The 16302-nt window shown below is 65.6% G+C and carries 15 protein-coding genes; 3 read left to right on the forward strand and 12 right to left on the reverse strand.

What is annotated here, in order from left to right; translation table 11 throughout:
- Positions 1-5: 5 nt before the first annotated feature.
- Together IQ24_RS16050 and pdeM are read left to right on the forward strand one after the other, a co-directional pair.
- Positions 6-2411 (forward strand): ligase-associated DNA damage response DEXH box helicase, encoded by a 2406-nt coding sequence (locus IQ24_RS16050; RefSeq protein WP_145399400.1) that lies wholly within the window; start codon positions 6-8, stop codon positions 2409-2411.
- A complete protein-coding gene (pdeM, locus tag IQ24_RS16055) occupies positions 2408-3076 on the forward strand; it encodes a ligase-associated DNA damage response endonuclease PdeM (RefSeq protein ID WP_145399303.1) in 669 nt (222 codons plus the stop codon). Before IQ24_RS16050 ends, pdeM begins: the two co-directional genes overlap by 4 nt.
- Before the next feature lie 48 nt (positions 3077-3124).
- Here pdeM and IQ24_RS16060 read toward each other — a convergent pair whose 3' ends face one another.
- From IQ24_RS16060 to IQ24_RS16115, 12 genes are all read right to left on the reverse strand, one after another.
- Entirely contained in the window at positions 3125-3844 is a 720-nt protein-coding gene (locus IQ24_RS16060; protein ID WP_145399304.1) for an outer membrane protein, read from the reverse strand.
- A gap of 197 nt (positions 3845-4041) precedes the next feature.
- Positions 4042-6480, reverse strand: a complete 2439-nt coding sequence (gene gyrB / locus IQ24_RS16065) for a DNA topoisomerase (ATP-hydrolyzing) subunit B (protein WP_145399305.1) — start codon at positions 6478-6480, stop codon at positions 4042-4044.
- A 124-nt stretch (positions 6481-6604) separates the two neighbouring features.
- Entirely contained in the window at positions 6605-6940 is a 336-nt protein-coding gene (locus tag IQ24_RS16070) for a DUF1491 family protein (protein ID WP_145399306.1), read from the reverse strand.
- Positions 6933-7844: a GTPase Era gene (era, locus tag IQ24_RS16075; protein WP_145399307.1), complete on the reverse strand. Its 912-nt coding sequence runs from the start codon at positions 7842-7844 to the stop codon at positions 6933-6935. The genes IQ24_RS16070 and era overlap by 8 nt, the downstream gene beginning before the upstream one ends.
- Positions 7841-8530, reverse strand: coding sequence for a ribonuclease III (rnc, locus tag IQ24_RS16080; protein WP_145399308.1), 690 nt, complete (start codon positions 8528-8530; stop codon positions 7841-7843). The genes era and rnc overlap by 4 nt, the downstream gene beginning before the upstream one ends.
- Positions 8531-8560: 30 nt before the next feature.
- Positions 8561-9352: a signal peptidase I gene (gene lepB, locus IQ24_RS16085; protein WP_145399309.1), complete on the reverse strand. Its 792-nt coding sequence runs from the start codon at positions 9350-9352 to the stop codon at positions 8561-8563.
- A 76-nt stretch (positions 9353-9428) separates the two neighbouring features.
- Positions 9429-9842, reverse strand: a complete 414-nt coding sequence (gene acpS, locus IQ24_RS16090; protein WP_145399310.1) for a holo-ACP synthase — start codon at positions 9840-9842, stop codon at positions 9429-9431.
- A gap of 7 nt (positions 9843-9849) precedes the next feature.
- Positions 9850-10308 (reverse strand): hypothetical protein, encoded by a 459-nt coding sequence (locus IQ24_RS16095; RefSeq protein ID WP_145399311.1) that lies wholly within the window; start codon positions 10306-10308, stop codon positions 9850-9852.
- Positions 10308-11045 carry a pyridoxine 5'-phosphate synthase gene (locus IQ24_RS16100; protein WP_145399312.1) on the reverse strand — a complete coding sequence of 246 codons (738 nt, stop codon included), beginning with the start codon at positions 11043-11045 and terminating at the stop codon, positions 10308-10310. Before IQ24_RS16100 ends, IQ24_RS16095 begins: the two co-directional genes overlap by 1 nt.
- 24 nt (positions 11046-11069) lie before the next feature.
- Entirely contained in the window at positions 11070-11888 is an 819-nt protein-coding gene (locus IQ24_RS16105; RefSeq protein WP_199756622.1) for a 4-(cytidine 5'-diphospho)-2-C-methyl-D-erythritol kinase, read from the reverse strand.
- A 30-nt stretch (positions 11889-11918) separates the two neighbouring features.
- Entirely contained in the window at positions 11919-13787 is a 1869-nt protein-coding gene (locus IQ24_RS16110; RefSeq protein WP_242008246.1) for a tetratricopeptide repeat protein, read from the reverse strand.
- Positions 13788-13883: 96 nt separating this feature from the next.
- Positions 13884-15530, reverse strand: a complete 1647-nt coding sequence (locus IQ24_RS16115; RefSeq protein WP_145399314.1) for an electron transfer flavoprotein-ubiquinone oxidoreductase — start codon at positions 15528-15530, stop codon at positions 13884-13886.
- A gap of 292 nt (positions 15531-15822) precedes the next feature.
- On the opposite strand from IQ24_RS16115, the gene greA reads away from it, so the two are divergent.
- Positions 15823-16293, forward strand: coding sequence for a transcription elongation factor GreA (gene greA, locus IQ24_RS16120; RefSeq protein WP_199756616.1), 471 nt, complete (start codon positions 15823-15825; stop codon positions 16291-16293).
- The last annotated feature ends 9 nt before the right edge of the window (positions 16294-16302 follow it).

Genomic DNA, 16302 nt, shown 5'->3' on the forward strand with positions numbered 1-16302 from the left:
AGCTGATGGGCTGGTTCACGCGGCAGGGCTGGCAACCGCATCCGCATCAGCTGGCGTTGCTGGAGGCAGAGGGCGACAGCCTGCTGGTCGCGCCTACTGGGGGTGGCAAGACGCTGGCGGGGTTTTTACCCTCACTGGTCGAATTGTCTGCCTTGCAGGATGGGTATTTGGACAACGGAGAAAGCCGGGCGCGGGGGGTGCATACGCTTTATGTCTCGCCCCTGAAGGCGCTGACGGCGGATATCGGGCGCAATCTGGCGCGTCCGGTGGCTGAGCTGGGGTTGGGGATCCGGGTTGAGGACCGGACCGGCGACACCAATCAGGCGCGGCGGCGGCGACAGCGCGTCGATCCGCCCGAGATATTGCTGACGACGCCCGAGAGTTTGGCCTTGATGCTGAGCTATCCCGAGGCACCGGCGATCTTTGGCGGGCTGCGCCGTGTGGTGCTGGACGAGTTGCATGCTTTGGCCGAGAGCAAGCGTGGCGATCAACTGATGCTGGGGCTGGCGCGGCTGCGGCAGATGGCGCCGGAGTTGCGGGTGACGGGGCTGTCGGCGACGGTCGAGGACCCGGTGGCGCTGGCGAATTTCATGGCAGGGGCGGCTCCGGTTCGGATTGTCGAGGCCGATCCGGGGCCGGAGCCTGATATTGCGATGCTGGCGACCGCGCGGCCTCCGCCCTGGTCGGGCGGGGGCGGGCATTATGCCGTGCCGGAGGTGCTTGAGGCGATCCGGGGGGCGAATACGACGATTGTCTTCATCAACACCCGCGCCCAGGCCGAGCTGTTCTTTCAGGCCCTGTGGGCCGCGAATGACGACAACCTGCCCATCGGGCTGCATCACGGCAGCCTTGCGCATGAGCAGCGCGTCAAGGTCGAAGCGGCGATGGCGGCGGGCGAGTTGCGCGCCGTGGTGGCGACAGGAAGTCTGGATCTGGGGATCGACTGGGGCGCCGTCGATCTGGTGATCCAGGTGGGCGCACCCAAGAACGTCAAGCGGCTGGTGCAGCGGATCGGGCGAGCGAACCATCGCTATAACGCGCCCTCGAAAGCGCGGATCGTCGCGGCCAACCGGTTCGAACAGATCGAATGCGTGGCCGCGCTGGAGGCCGTTGCCGCGCGCGATCTGGACGGCGATCCTCGGGGGGCGGGGCCTCTGGACGTGCTCTGCCAGCATATTCTGCTGATCGCCTGCGCCGGGCCTTTTGATGCCGACCGGCTTTATGCCGAGGTGGTGACCGCCGGGCCCTATCGCGCTTTGTCGCGCGCTGATTTCGATGCCTGTCTGGATTTCGCCGCGACTGGCGGCTATGCGCTGCGCGCCTATGATCGCTGGCAGCGGTTGATGCAGCGCGACGGGTTTTGGCGGCTGCGCGATCCTCGGGCCAGCCAGTTGCTGCGGATGAATGTGGGCACCATCGTCGAGGCCGAGATGATGAAGGTGCGCCTACGCGGGCGGGGCGGCGCGCCGCTGGGTGAGGTCGAGGAATCCTTTGCCGCCAGTCTTGAGCCGGGCGACAGTTTCTTGATTGGCGGCCGGACCGTGCGCATGGACGCGCTGCGCGAGATGGTGGTCGAAGTGACGCCCCAGCCGACCGCGAACCCGAAGATTGCCGTGTTTTCAGGGGTGAAGCTGGCGACCTCGACCCAGCTGTCGCATCGGGTGCTGGCGCTGGTGGGTCATCCCGAGCGTCACGATCTGCTGCCTGCGCAGACGCGCGACTGGCTGGCGTTGCAGGCCGAGGTCAGCCTTTTGCCGCAGCCGGACCTGCTGCTGAGCGAAACCTTCCCGCATGGAGGGCTGTCGCATTTCGCGCTTTACGGCTTTGCCGGACGCAACGCCTTGCAGACACTGGGCCTGCTTTTGACGCGCGCGATGGAGGAGCAGGGTCTGGGGCCGCTGGGGTTTCTGTCGACCGATTATGCGCTGCTGGTCTGGTCCATTGATCCGGTGCTGGACCCCGACCCTCTGCTGGACATCGAGAGGCTGCGCGCGGGCCTAGGCGACTGGCTGGCTTCGAATGCGGTGATGAAGCGCACGTTTCGCAATGTCGCCACCGTCGCCGGGCTGATCCAGCGCAATATGCCGGGGTTGCGGAAGTCGGGGCGGCAGGCGACGTTTTCCAGCGATATCCTTTATGACACCTTGCGCAAATACGACCCGGAACACCTGATGTTGCGGATCACCGCCGAGGAGGCGGGGCGCGGCCTAGTCGATTTCGGCCGGATCGAGGAGATGCTGGCGCGTTCTCCCCATCGGGCGCATCAGGTGCTGGACCGCGTCTCGCCTCTGGCCGCGCCCCTGCTGCTGGAGGTCGGGCGCGTGCCGATCCGGGGTGAGGGGCGCGAGCGGCTGGCCCGGATCGAGGCGGAAGAACTGATGCGCGAGGCCGGGTTGGAGGCGCTCTTGTGACGGGCTATCTGTTTGATTTCTATGGGCTGTCTCTGGAGGCGCGGCCGTCCGGTGCGCTCTGGTTGGCGGCGGCGCGCTGTCTGGTGGTGGCCGATCTGCACCTTGGAAAATCCGAGCGTCTGGCCCGGCGTGGCGGCCCGCTGTTGCCGCCCTATGAGGGGCTGGCGACGCTGTCGAGGCTTGAGGCCGAGGTTCAGGCCCTGTCGCCCGAGATGGTGGTCAGCCTTGGCGACGGGTTCGATGACATGGCGGCGAGCGAGGCGCTGGACCCGCAGGTCCTGGCCAAGCTGGGCAAGTTGGGGCATGGGCGCGACTGGATCTGGATTGGCGGCAACCATGATCCGCAGGCGCCGCAGGGATTGGGTGGCCGGTCGCTGGAGGAGCTGCACTTTGGCCCTGTCACCCTGCGGCATGAGCTGGGGCAGGGGCCTGATATCTCGGGCCATTTCCACCCGGTCGTGCGGCTGGCCGGAGAGCGGCGGCGCGCCTTCATCCTCGGGCGCGATCACCTGCTGTTGCCTGCCTTCGGGGCCTATACCGGCGGGCTGCTGCATGACGATCCGGCGCTGCACCGGCTGGTGCCGCAGGGGCTGGCGATTGCCTGCGGGACGCGCGCGATCGTGCTGCCGCTGGGCGTGGCGGGGGCAGGACGGCGACGCAGATGAAAAAAGGGCCGCCAGAGGCGACCCTTTCTAGGCTCATGTCGGCAGGGATCAGAACTTGAAGTTCAGGCCCAGCTTGACGTTGTGATAGTCGGCGGTCGCCTCGGTCGTGATCGGACCATAGACGCGGTCTTCCTTGCCGAAGTTCGCATATTCATATTCGCCGGTGACCGACCAACGATCGTTGATCATCTTTTCAGCGCCCAGACCGACGATATAGCCGGTCTTCTTGTAGCCTTCGTCGACGCCGTTCTGTTCATACTCGACATCGGCACGGGCCACACCGGCGATGCCGTAGACCAGCAGGTCGGGCTGAACCGCGTAGCCGGTCTTCAGGCGCAGCGCGAGGACGTTCTTGATCTTCGACGAGGTGTCGTAGGTAACTCCATCGAGGGTACCGGTCACGTCATCCTTGATGCTGCCAGCTTCATAGCCCAGTTCCGGACCGAAGACCCAGCGATCTTTCTGCCAGCGATAGCCCAGACGCAGACCCGCATTGGCGCCCGACAGCTTCAGCTTGCCAGCATCGCCAAGGAAGTCTTCGGTCGCGTTCTCGAAGATGCCGACGCGGTCGTCGCCGCCAAAGGCATAGCCCAGCGTCAGACCGGCATAGCCGCCCTGCCACGAACCGACCGGCGCGGGCTCGGCCACCGGCACCGGGTTTTCGACCACGGGGGCCACAAAGCCGCCAGCCTGGGCACCGGCTGCAACCAGAGCCAGAGGAGCCGCGAGAACAGCGGCGAGTTTGAGATTTTTATACTGGATAGCCATAAAACTTCTCCGCATCTTAAATTTCTGGCGCAGCCCAAAGGCCGCGCACGTGTTGAGTGCAAAATAGGGAGTCTTACACCTGCACTGCAACAGGACCGTGCATCTGGTGATATGAAAGTGAAATACCGCGACCTAAGGGCAACAATCTGCCGCAGGTTGCGACAGATTTATTGCGGAATCGTGACGGTTATTTTGGCCTAGATATCAAGATGCTCGACGTTCAGCGCGTTCTGCTGGATGAAATCGCGCCGCGGTTCGACGACATCGCCCATCAGCTTGGTGAAGATGTCGTCCGCCTCGCTGACATCCTCGATTCGCACTTGCAGCATCGTGCGTGCCGCCGGGTCCAGCGTGGTTTCCCAAAGCTGTTCGGGGTTCATCTCGCCCAGACCCTTGTAGCGCTGCAGCGAGAGGCCCTTTTCGCCCTCAAGGAAGATGGCGGAGAGCAGGCTCAGCGGGCCATGGATCGGCACGTCGCGATCCTTGCGGATCAGATGCGCGGGCTTCGAATAGATCTCTTGCAGGGCCTCGGTCATGCTGCCCAGACGACGGCTTTCGCCGCTGCGCAGCATCGGACCGTCCAGAGAGCGGCTTTCCTCGACCCCGCGCAGCAGGCGGGACAGGCGGATGCCGCCGTCCTGCGTGGGACGCCCGGACCAGCCGCGCTCATATTCCTCGGCGATCAGGTCCAGCCGCAGCGCGACCGCATCGGCCACGCCCTGCGCATCCGCATCGACGCGACCGGGCAGCAGCGCGCCGGCGATGGCCACCTGTTCGGTGATATGGGGCGGGTAGTGCGTCGGATAGGCGCGCAGGATACGGCGGACCGAGCGAGCCTCTTCGACCACGCGGGCCAGATCGGCACCGGTGATGTGCTGGCCATCGGCCAGACGCAGCGTCGCACCCTCGATGCCCTGCTGGATCAGGTAATCCTCCAGCGCGGCCTCGTCCTTCAGATAGACCTCGGAGCGGCCACGGCTGACCTTATAAAGCGGCGGCTGCGCGATATAAAGATGCCCCGCCTCGATCAGTTCCGGCATCTGGCGGAAGAAGAAGGTCAGCAGCAGCGTCCGGATGTGCGCGCCGTCCACGTCGGCATCGGTCATGATGACGATCTTGTGGTAGCGCAGCTTGCCCAGATTGAATTCATCCCGGCCGATGCCGGTGCCAAGCGCGGTGATCAGCGTGCCGACCTGTTCGCTGGAGAGCATGCGGTCAAACCGCGCGCGTTCCACGTTCAGGATCTTGCCGCGCAGGGGCAGTACGGCCTGGTTCTGGCGCGAGCGGCCCTGCTTGGCCGAACCACCGGCCGAGTCACCCTCGACGATGAAGAGTTCGGACAGCGCCGGGTCTTTTTCCTGACAGTCGGCCAGCTTGCCGGGCAGCGAGGCCACGTCCATCGCGGTCTTGCGCCGCGTCAGCTCGCGCGCCTTGCGGGCGGCTTCGCGTGCGAGCGCCGCCTCAACGATCTTGCCGACGATGGATTTCGCCTCGGACGGGTTTTCCTCGAACCATTCGGCCAGCTTCTCGCCCACCAGCCCCTCGACGGCGGGGCGCACCTCGGACGAGACCAGCTTGTCCTTGGTCTGGCTGGAGAATTTCGGGTCCGGCACCTTGACCGACAGCACGCAGGTCAGGCCTTCGCGGGCGTCGTCGCCGGTGAATTCGACCTTTTCCTTGCGCGCCACGCCCGAGGATTGGGCGTAATTGTTGATGACCCGCGTCAGCGCGCCCCGGAAGCCCGCAAGGTGCGTACCGCCATCGCGTTGCGGGATGTTGTTGGTGAAGGGCAGGACGGTTTCGTGATAGCTGTCGTTCCACCACATCGCGACTTCGATGCCGATGCCGTTGCGCTCTCCGGTGATGAAGATCGGGTCGGCCAGGACCGGCGATTTCGACTGGTCGATATAGCGCACGAATTCCTGCACGCCGCCGTCGTAATGCAACTCGGTCCGCAGCGGCTCGGCCGGGCGGTCGTCTTCCAGAATGATGCGCACGCCCGAGTTCAGGAAGGCCAGCTCCCGCAGGCGCTTTTCCAGCGTCTTGAAGACGTAATCGAGGTTCGAGAAGGTGCCTTCCTTGCCGTCTTCGCGCGTCGACGCCAGAAAGCGGACCTCGGTCCCCTTTTCGCCGGGCGCGGCATCGCCGACGACGCGCAGATGCTCGACCGTCTCGCCGCGTTCGAAGCGGACGTAATGTTCCTTGCCGTTGCGCCAGATGCGCAGCTCCAGCCAGTCCGAGAGCGCGTTCACCACCGAGACGCCGACCCCGTGCAGACCGCCCGAGACCTTGTAGCTGTTCTGGTCGAACTTCCCGCCCGCGTGCAGCTGGGTCATGATGACCTCGGCCGCCGAGACGCCTTCGCTGGGGTGCATGTCGACCGGGATGCCGCGGCCGTTGTCGCGCACGCTGACGCTGGAATCGGCGTGAATCTTGACATGGACGAAGTCGGCATGACCGGCCAGCGCCTCGTCGATGCCGTTGTCCACGACCTCATAGACCATGTGATGCAGGCCCGAGCCGTCATCGGTGTCCCCGATATACATGCCGGGACGCTTGCGCACGGCTTCCAGGCCCTTGAGAACCTTGATGGAATCGGCGCCATACTCGTTCGGCTGCGGGGTGGCTTCGGTCATGATTATTTTATCCTGCCTTTGACCGGCATCTTATAGTGCGATCTGCGGTGAATGTCACGGGAGAGACACAAGATTTGGTGGTTTTGCGCCGGAAATTCAAGCCCGTTGCCGGGTCTGTCGGGGGTCAGGCCAGCCCGTCCTGATCAAGCAGCGTCCTGCCGCTGCGGCTTTCGATTTCCAGCGCCCAAAGATCGGGGTCGAAACCGGTTTCGCGGGTGATGCGGGCGTCAATCCGGGCCTCGGGGCCGGTCTCGATCACGACCCAGGGGCGGGCGTCGGTTTCAAAGTCCCATTCCCGCCGCCAGAGCGTCGCCTGACCGTCCAGGGTCGCGCATTTGACCAGCACCGCCCCCGCCGTGTCATCACCGTGGCGGGTGACATACGCAGGGATGTCGGCCAGCTGCAGGCGCTTGAGATAGGCCGAGACCCAGATCCCGGTCGCGAGCCTTGCCTCAGGCATCGCCATCCTTGAAATCAAGGCCCATCTCATTGTAGCGCTCGGCCTCGTCCAGCCAGTTCTCGCGCACCTTGACCTGCAGGAACAGATGGACCGGGCGGCCCATGAACTCGGCCAGTTCCGCGCGCGCGGCCTGTCCCACGGCCTTGATCGTCTCGCCGCCCTTGCCAAGGACGATGCCCTTATGGCCGGGGCGCGCGACATAGACGATCTGGTCGACGCGGGCCGAGCCGTCCTTCTTTTCTTCCCATTTCTCGGTTTCGACCGTCAGCTGATAGGGAATTTCCTCATGCAGGCGCAGGGTCAGCTTCTCGCGGGTGATTTCCGCCGCGATCATGCGCATGGGCAGGTCGGCCACCTGATCTTCGGGGTAAAGCCAGGGGCTTTCGGGCACCTCGGCGGCCAGCCAGTCCAGCAGATCCTCGCAGCCATAGCCCTTCTCGGCCGAGATCATGAAGGTCGCCTTGAACTCATAGATCTCGTTGACCTGCTGCGAGAGCGCCAGCAGCCTGTCGGCCTTCACGCGGTCGATCTTGTTGATGACCAGCGCGACAGGGGTCTTGCCGGAATGTTCGCGCAGCTGCTCGATGATGGCCTTGGCGCCATCGGTCAGGCCGCGATGCGCCTCGATCAGCAGCAGGATGACATCGGCATCCGCCGCGCCGCCCCAGGCAGCCTTCACCATGGAGCGGTCCAGACGACGGCGCGGGCGGAAGATGCCGGGCGTGTCGACAAAGACGATCTGGGCATCGCCATACATCGCGATGCCGCGAATGCGGGCGCGCGTCGTCTGCACCTTATGCGTCACGATCGAGACCTTGGCCCCGACCATCTGGTTCAGCAGGGTCGATTTGCCGGCGTTCGGCTCTCCGATCAGGGCGACGAAGCCTGCATGCGTCTGGGTCATTCAGTGCCCTCGATCTGGTCAAGCATGGCGGCAGCTGCGGCCTGCTCGATGCTGCGTTTGGTGCCCTTGCCTTGCGCGACGGCGCTGCGGCCATCGTCAAGCTGGACGGTGATTTCAAATTCGGGCGCGTGGTCGGGCCCGCTGCGGGCGGTCTGGACATAGCGCGGCGGCTGCATGCCCTTGGCCTGCGCCCATTCCTGAAGCGCGGTCTTGGCGTCGCGCGCATCGGCGTCAACCGTGGCCAGCTTCTGCGCCCAAAGCGTGCGGATGACCTTGCGCGCCGTGTCAAAACCCGCGTCCAGATAGATGGCGGCGATCACCGCCTCCATCGCGTCGGCCAGCAGCGCCTCTTTGCGCCGCCCCCCCGACATCATCTCGGATCGGCCCAGTTTCAGCACATCGCCCAGACCGATCTGGCGGGCGATCTCGGCGCAGGCCTCGCCCCGCACCAGAGAGTTGAAGCGGGGCGCAAGCTGGCCTTCGGAGGCCTCGCGGTCGGCGCTGAACAGCGCCTCGGCAATGGTCAGGCCCAGCACGCGATCGCCCAGAAACTCCAGCCGCTGGTTGTCGGGCCGGGTCGTCGTGGCGATCGAGCCATGGGTCAGCGCACGCTGAAGATATTCGGGATGCGCAAACTGATGCCCCAGCCGGGCCGAGAACGCCTGCAGTTCCGCCGCCAGTTTCATGCCCTGCCCATCCCGGCGCCCGTCCTCACCTTAGTGAACCGCCTTGAAGAAGCGGTCGGCCCGCCAGGTCCAGAAGTACAGCAGCGACGAGCCTGCCGACGAGAACATGATCCGGTCGGCGCGGCCGATCAGATATTCCGCCGGAACCATGCCGACGCCATTCATCGCCGTCGACCAGCGCGAGTCGCCCGAGTTGTCGCGGTTGTCGCCCAGGAAGAAGTAATTGCCCTCGGGCACGGTGAACTCGGGCGTGTTGTCGCCCGGACCGTTCGGATAGATGTCCAGCACGTCATGCTTGACGCCATTGGGCAGGGTTTCCGTATAGCGCGGCTTTTCGCAGACCTGGCCTTCGCTCAGCGGCTCATTGGCGCATTTCGGCAGGCTTTGCGCCGGACCTTGCGGGGCATAGGGCTCGGTGAAGGTGCCTGCGGGCTCTTGCGGAACCTCGGCGCCGTTCAGCCACAGCTTGCCGTCCTTCATCTGCACGCGGTCGCCCGGCAGGCCGATCACGCGCTTGATGAAGTCATCGCCCCGCGTCGGGTGGCGGAACACCACGACATCGCCGCGCTCGGGTTCCGAGCCAAGGATGCGGCCCGGGATCGGGCAGATCGAGAAGGGGCAGGAATGCTTGGAATAGCCATAAGCCATCTTGTTCACGAACAGGAAGTCGCCGATCAGCAGCGTGTCCTTCATCGAGCCGGACGGAATCCAGAACGGCTGGAAGAACAGCGTGCGGAAAATCCCGGCGATGATCAGCGCCCAGAAGATCGTCTTGACGGTTTCAAGGATGCCCCCATCCTTGCGGGCTTTGCTGTCGGCCATTCTGCGGCTTCCCTTCATGCAAAAGACGCGCGTTCATGGTCCCCGCACGGGGGCAAAGTCAAGCAAAGACCCGGGATCAGCCGTTCAACCCTGGGTCAGGAAGCGCCTCGATCACGACAAAGGCCTGCGCCCAGGGGTGGTCGTCGGTCAGGGTGACATGGACATGGGCGCGGTGGCCGGGCGGCGTCATCGTGGCAAGGCGCTCGGCCGCCCAGCCGGTCAGCTGCATCGTCGGTTGCCCCGAGCGCAGGTTGCTGACCGCCATGTCCTTCCAGGCGATGCCCATGGCGAGCCCGGTGCCAAGCGCTTTCGAGCACGCCTCTTTCGCGGCCCAGCGTTTCGCCAGTGTCGCGGCCTCATGCATGCGGCGGGCGGCGCGGGTCAGTTCGGTCTCGGTGAAGACGCGGTTGCGGAAGCGGTCGCCGTGGCGCTCCAGCACGCCTGCGATGCGGTCGATGTTCGCCAGATCGGTGCCGATCCCCAGAATCATCGGGCGATCATGGGTTGTGAGAGGCCGAAGTCTGGATCTCTCCGGTGGACTGGTTGATGGTGATCTTCAGATAGGTGGCTTCCTCGCCCCCGCCCGGAGGCATGACCGGCACGGTGATCGTCAGCCCCTTCGTCGGGTCATAGCTGGTCGTGCGTTTGTCGAAATAGACCGAGCCGAAGCCGTTGCCGCTGTCATGCCCGATGATGTGGCATTGCCGCCCGCCTACTTCGTCGCGAGGCGGCGACAGGATCAGCAGCTGGAAGGCTGCGGCTGCCGGTTCGATCGTGTCCAGAACCGCGACGCGGATGTCGCCATTGGCGAAGGTGGCCGAGTTCTGGTCCCAGGGCTCAACGATGGAATCGGGCTCAAAGCCCTGATCGCAGGACCGGACCTCTTGTGCATGGCCCAGTCCGGGCAGCAGCAGCGCCGCGACCAGCGCCGCAGTCGCGCGAGTGGTTCTTGTCATCATCCCCTCCTTGCCGCGTCCATATTGCGGCGCATTTCCCGGATGGCTTCATCCAGCCCGACAAAGACCGACTCGGCGATCAGGAAATGGCCGATGTTCAGTTCCTTGATCTGGGGTAACGCGGCAATCGGGCCGACGGTTTCGAAGGTCAGCCCGTGGCCGGCATGGACCTCAAGCCCCAGTTCCCCCGCCAGCCGCGCGCCCTCGGCCAGCCCGGCCAGTTCGGCTTCGACATCGGTAGTGCGGCCTTCGGTGTGGAAATCGCAATAGGCGCCGGTATGCAGCTCGATCACCGGGGCGCCGATGCGGGCCGAGGCCTCGATCTGGGCGGGATCATGGCCGATGAACATCGAGACGCGGCACCCGGCCTCACGCAGGGGGGCGATGAAATCGGCGAGGTAGCCCTCATTGCCCGCGACATCCAGGCCGCCCTCGGTCGTGCGCTCTTCGCGCTTTTCGGGGACGATGCAGACGGCATGGGGGCGGTGACGCAGGGCAATCGCCTGCATCTCGGCGGTGGCGGCCATTTCGAAGTTCAGCGGCAGGGTCAGGCTGGCCATCAGCCGGTCGATGTCGCCATCGGTGATGTGGCGGCGATCTTCGCGCAAATGCGCGGTGATGCCATCCGCGCCCGCCTTCTCCGCCAGCTGGGCCGCGCGGACCGGATCGGGCCAGGGCGTGCCGCGGGCGTTGCGGATGGTGGCCACGTGGTCGATGTTGACGCCAAGGCGAAGCATGATTTCCTCCGAATTTTGGGCAGGCTAGCCCTTTGCGGGCGCGGGGGCGAGTCCCGTCGCGACCACCCACCAATCGGGGTGCGTGGCCCCGATTTCACGGGCGGCGCGGGCCGCGTCCTGCGGGTCCGCAAACAGGCCAAAGCAGGTCGCGCCCGAGCCTGACATGCGCGCCAGCCGCGCGCCCGCGTCCTGAAGCGCGGCAAGGCAATCGGCGATGACCGGCAGAAGCGCGATGGCCGGGGCCTCAAGGTCGTTGCGGCAATCGGTCAGGAAGGACAGGAGTGCCTCGGGCGTGCCGAGGTCCGGCAGGCGGTCCGGCAGGGGCGGGTTGTCGCGGCGGGTCAGGGCGCGAAACACCTCGGGCGTCGAGAGACCCATGCCCGGATTGACCAGCACCAGATGCAGGGGGGCCAGCGCAGGCAGCGGGGTCACGATCTCGCCCACGCCCTGCATGCGGCAGGGCACGCCCGCCAGACAGACCGGCACATCCGCGCCCAGCGTTTCGGGATGCGCGGGGTGCGCGTCCAGTGCCCGCAGCACCGCCGCCGCATCGGCCGAGCCGCCGCCGATGCCCGAGGCAACGGGCAGGTTCTTTTCCAGCGTGATCGCAGCCTCGCGCCCGGCCAGCCGCGCGGCGCGCAGGCAGAGGTTGTCGGGATCGGCCTCAAGACCTTGCGCGAATGGCCCGGTCAGACGCAGCGACAGCGGGCCGGGGGTCAGCGTGACCACATCGCCCGCATCGCAGAAGACCACCAGCGAATCCAGCAGGTGATAGCCATCGGCGCGCTGCCCGGTGACGTGCAGCGCCAGATTGACCTTGGCCGGGGCCGGTTCCTGCCGGATGGTGCGCATCGCCTGTGGCAGTCCTGCGCGTCAGTCGGCTTGCGGCGCGGGTTCCTGCCCGACATCGCTGGGCCGGGGTTCGGGGCGATGCGTCTGCGGAAGCTTGCCGCCATTCGCCTTTTCCTCGGCCAGCACGGCGTCCAGACCCTGCTCCAGCTTGGTGCGGATGCGATGCGCCTCTTCCTCGGTCTCGGGCTTCAGGCTCAGGGCGCGCTGCCACTGGATCTCGGCCTCGCGGTGGCGTCCGACCATCCAGTAGATGTCGCCCATATGGTCGTTGACCAGCGGATCGCTGGACATGACCGAGACCGCACGCTCCATCGGCGCGACAGCTTCCTCATAGCGGCCCAGCCGGAAATAGGCCCAGGCCAGCGAGTCGACGATATAGCCATCATCAGGGCGCAGCTCGACCGCGCGCTGGATCAGCTTCAGCGCCTCGTCCAGCTTTTCGTTGCGGTCGACATAGCTGTAGCCGAGATAGTTCAGCACCTGCGCCGAGTTCGGATGCAGCTCCAGCGCAGCGCGGAAGTCGCGCTCGGCCTTGTCGAACTGGGCCGAGCGTTCCAGCGCGATGCCGCGCGCGTAAAGCGGGAACCAGCGGGCATCGCCGGGCGCATCCTTCAGCAGGCTGATGGCCTTGTCATAGGCGGGCACGGCCTGCGCGAACTTTTCCTGCTGGCGCAGCAGATCGCCAAGTGCGATCCAGCCCGAGGCGAGTTCGGGATGCTCGGCCGTCAGCGCCAGGGCGGCTTTTTCGGCATCGACCAGCCGCTCGACTCGGGCCAGCGAATCGATCCGCGTCAGCTCGGCCACGGGGCGCATGTCGCCCAGTTCGCGCAGCGAATCGAATTCGGCCTCGGCCAGATCGAACTGGCCATAGCTTTGCAGAAGCTGTGCCGCCAGCAGCCGCGCTTCGCCCAGATCAGGGGCCATATAGGTCGCGAGCCGCGCGTGGATCAGCGCCAGCGGATCGGGTTCGTCATTCGAGGCAAGAACGCTGCCGAAGGTCAGGAAGACCTGCGCGATCCCGTCTGCGGGAGAGCGGACGGCGTCGAAGGGCAGGGTCTCGCCCTTCACCATCTCGTCGCGCATGGTGATCAGCATCGGCTCGTCCGAGAAGCCCGGCACGGCCTCCAGCATGGCGATGGCGTCCTTGTTGCGCTCCAGCTGCGACAGCACCTCGGCCCGGGCGATGACGCCCATGATATGCGCGCCGGTGGCCTCGTCTTGCAGCAGGGCCTCGGCGCCTTCGAAATCGCCGACCTTCGCCTTGGCGAGCGCAAGGTGATAGTTCACCATCGGGCGCGCGCCCTGGATCTTCGACAGTTTCTCGAATTCCGCCAGCGCGTCGCTGGCCTTGCCCGCGCCCAGCAGCGCCCAGGCCTTCAGCATATTGTCCAGAAGGAAGCCGCCGCCGTCGGGGCTGTCCTGCGAGGCAGGCGCGGTCTTGTCGATCTGGGCGATCAGGTCGTCCCAGCGTTCGGCATGCGCAAGCTGCGCGCGCTGCACCAACAGCGCCAGCTGCGTCGCGCGGCCCTGTTCGTTCATCGTGGTCGACAGCGCGATGGCGCGGTCCATCTCTCCGGCCGAGATCAGCGCGACCAGCGCGCTGTCCTGCAGATAGGCGTCGGTGTCATCCTGCGCCATGGCGCTGAGGTAATAGTCGGCGGCGACGCGGAAATCGTTCTGCATCGCGGCCATGCGCGCGGCCAGATAGGGGCCGGCAAGGCCGTGGATGATGGGGCTGTCGACGCCCGCCGTGCCAGCGGGCGTGGCACCCTGACCCTCGGGCGCGGGCGTCCCGGTTTCCGGTGCCTCGGGGGTGGCCGGGGCGTCCTGCGCCGAAAGCGGCATCGAGGTCAGCGCGATCAGCGCCAGCGAGATCAGAGTCTTGTTCACGTGATCGGCCCAGTCCTACGCAAGTTCCCCGCAGACCCTAACGGGCGCGCGCCGCTTCGGCAACGCAAGCTGGCGCGCGCTTTTCGGGTCCTGCGATCACATATTCGGGTAGTTGGGCCCGTCACCACCCTGCGGTGTGGTCCAGTTGATGTTCTGCGACGGGTCCTTGATGTCGCAGGTTTTGCAATGGACGCAGTTCTGGAAGTTGATCTGGAAGCGCGGGCCATTGTCGCCCTCCAGCACCTCATAGACGCCCGCCGGGCAATAGCGCTGCGCAGGCTCGCCATATTCGGGCAGGTTCACCCGGATCGGGACCGAGGGGTCCTTCAGCTTCAGATGGCAGGGCTGGCTTTCCTCATGGTTGGTGAAGGAATAGGCCACGTTGGTCAGCCGGTCGAAGGACAGTTTGCCATCCGGGCGCGGATATTCGATGGGCTTGAAATCGGCGGCCTTGCCGGTCGCCTCGGCGTCGGTCTTGCGGTGACTCCAGGTGCCCAGCGGGTTCCAGCCGGTCAGGTTCGCGACCCACATGTCAAAGCCGCCAAGCGCCAGGCTGGCTGTCAGCCCCAGCCGCGACCACAGCGGCTTGACGTTGCGCACCGGCTTCAGGTCGCGCGCGATCGGGCCCGAGCGGACGTCCTTTTCGTAATCGACCAGCTCATCACCCTCGCGGCCCGCGGCAATCGCCGCTGCGGCGGCCTCGGCTGCCGCGATACCCGACAACATGGCGTTGTGGTTGCCCTTGATGCGCGGCACGTTGACCAGCCCGGCCGAGCAGCCCAGCAGCATCCCGCCCGGGAAGGTCATCTTCGGGATCGACTGCCAGCCGCCCTCGGTGATGGCGCGGGCGCCGTAAGCCACGCGCTTGCCGCCCTCCAGCAGCTCGGCGACCAGCGGGTGATGCTTGAAACGCTGGAACTCCATATAGGGGTAGAGCCAAGGGTTTTCGTAGTTCAGGTGCACGACGAAGCCCACCAGCACCTGATTGCCCTCAAGGTGATAGATGAAGCTGCCGCCACCCGCGTTCTTGCCCAGCGGCCAGCCCATCGTATGGGTCACCGTGCCGGGCTTGGATTTCGCCGGGTCGATTTCCCAGATCTCTTTCATGCCGATGCCGAATTTCTGCGGCTCATGGCCCTTCGACAGGTCGTAGCGCCCGATCACCTCTTTCGAGAGCGAGCCGCGCACGCCTTCGGCCAGCATGACATATTTGCCGCGCAGCTCCATGCCCGGCTCATAGTTGGGGCCGGGGTTGCCATCGGCCTCAAGCCCCATCTCGCCCGCGACGACGCCCACCACGCGGTCGCCGTCCATGACCAGCGCCGAGGCGGCCATGCCGGGGAAAATCTCGACCTCAAGGGCCTCGGCCTGTTCGGCCAGCCAGCGGCAGACATTGCCCATGCTGACGATGTATTTGCCGTGGTTCGACATCAGCGGCGGCATCGGCCAGTTCGGCACGCGGATGTGGCCGCTTTCGCCCAGCACATAGAAGTTGTCGCGCGTCACCTCGGTGGTGATCGGCGCGCCCTTCTCTTTCCAGTCGGGGATCAGCTTGTCGAGACCCGAGGTGTCCAGCACCGCGCCCGACAGGATATGTGCGCCGATTTCCGAGCCTTTTTCCAACACCACGACGGAAAGCTCGGGATTGATCTGCTTCAGCCGGATGGCCGCCGAAAGACCCGCAGGCCCCCCGCCAACGATCACGACATCATAATCCATGCTTTCGCGTTCGATCTCGGACATGGCGCGGCTTTCCTTCTGGCTTGGGCGTTGTCGGCATGAGACCTAGCCTGTTTCAGACGGTCGAGCAATATTATGACGCAGGCAGGGTGCCGGACTGTCTGCATATTACCTTTCGTCAGTCCCCGGGCCTTTTCCCGGCCATCGGCAAGCAGTTGCAGATTGCGCGAAGCAGGACTTGCAAGGTGGTCCGGTTCGCGCCACGATGCGGGCTGGATTTTCAGCGCGCCCCCGGCAAATTGGCCGGGGGCGTTCTACCAACATGGATCGCGCGCAAGCGACCGGAAGGACTGGAATGGAAAAGATACCGATGACTCGCGCAGGCTTTGACCTGCTGGACGAGGAACTGCGCGTCCTCCGCTCGGACGAGCGCCCGGCCGTGATCCGCGAGATCGCCGAGGCGCGCGAGCATGGCGATCTGTCCGAAAACGCCGAATACCATGCCGCCCGCGAAAAGCAGAGCCTGCTGGAAGGCCGCATCAAAGAGCTTGAGGCGATCATCAGCCGCGCCGAGGTCATCGACCCCACCCGTCTGAGCGGCAGCATCAAATTCGGTGCGACGGTCACGCTGGTCGACGAAGACAACGACGAAGAGCGCACCTATCAGATCGTCGGCGAGGCCGAGGCCGATCTGGAGCGGGGCCTGCTGAACATGCGCTCGCCGCTGGCGCGCGCGCTGATCGGCAAGGATGAGGGCGACAGCGTCGAGGTGGTCACGCCCGGCGGCGGCAAGTCCTACGAGATCCTGACCATCCGCTTTATCTGAGGCGAAGGA

The organism is Paracoccus sulfuroxidans, assembly GCF_007830335.1.
Classification (GTDB): Bacteria; Pseudomonadota; Alphaproteobacteria; order Rhodobacterales; family Rhodobacteraceae; genus Paracoccus; species Paracoccus sulfuroxidans.

Coding starts and splice junctions, on each gene's coding strand:
- era (WP_145399307.1), bottom strand. CDS start 7,844: ATGACCCAGACGCATGCAGGCTTCGTCGCCCTGATCGGAGAGCCGAAC.
- IQ24_RS16070 (WP_145399306.1), bottom strand. CDS start 6,940: ATGCCTGAGGCAAGGCTCGCGACCGGGATCTGGGTCTCGGCCTATCTC.
- IQ24_RS16115 (WP_145399314.1), bottom strand. CDS start 15,530: ATGTCCGAGATCGAACGCGAAAGCATGGATTATGATGTCGTGATCGTT.
- gyrB (WP_145399305.1), bottom strand. CDS start 6,480: ATGACCGAAGCCACCCCGCAGCCGAACGAGTATGGCGCCGATTCCATC.
- IQ24_RS16060 (WP_145399304.1), bottom strand. CDS start 3,844: ATGGCTATCCAGTATAAAAATCTCAAACTCGCCGCTGTTCTCGCGGCT.
- IQ24_RS16095 (WP_145399311.1), bottom strand. CDS start 10,308: ATGACAAGAACCACTCGCGCGACTGCGGCGCTGGTCGCGGCGCTGCTG.
- greA (WP_199756616.1), top strand. CDS start 15,823: ATGGAAAAGATACCGATGACTCGCGCAGGCTTTGACCTGCTGGACGAG.
- IQ24_RS16100 (WP_145399312.1), bottom strand. CDS start 11,045: ATGCTTCGCCTTGGCGTCAACATCGACCACGTGGCCACCATCCGCAAC.
- lepB (WP_145399309.1), bottom strand. CDS start 9,352: ATGGCCGACAGCAAAGCCCGCAAGGATGGGGGCATCCTTGAAACCGTC.
- acpS (WP_145399310.1), bottom strand. CDS start 9,842: ATGATTCTGGGGATCGGCACCGATCTGGCGAACATCGACCGCATCGCA.
- rnc (WP_145399308.1), bottom strand. CDS start 8,530: ATGAAACTGGCGGCGGAACTGCAGGCGTTCTCGGCCCGGCTGGGGCAT.
- IQ24_RS16050 (WP_145399400.1), top strand. CDS start 6: ATGGGCTGGTTCACGCGGCAGGGCTGGCAACCGCATCCGCATCAGCTG.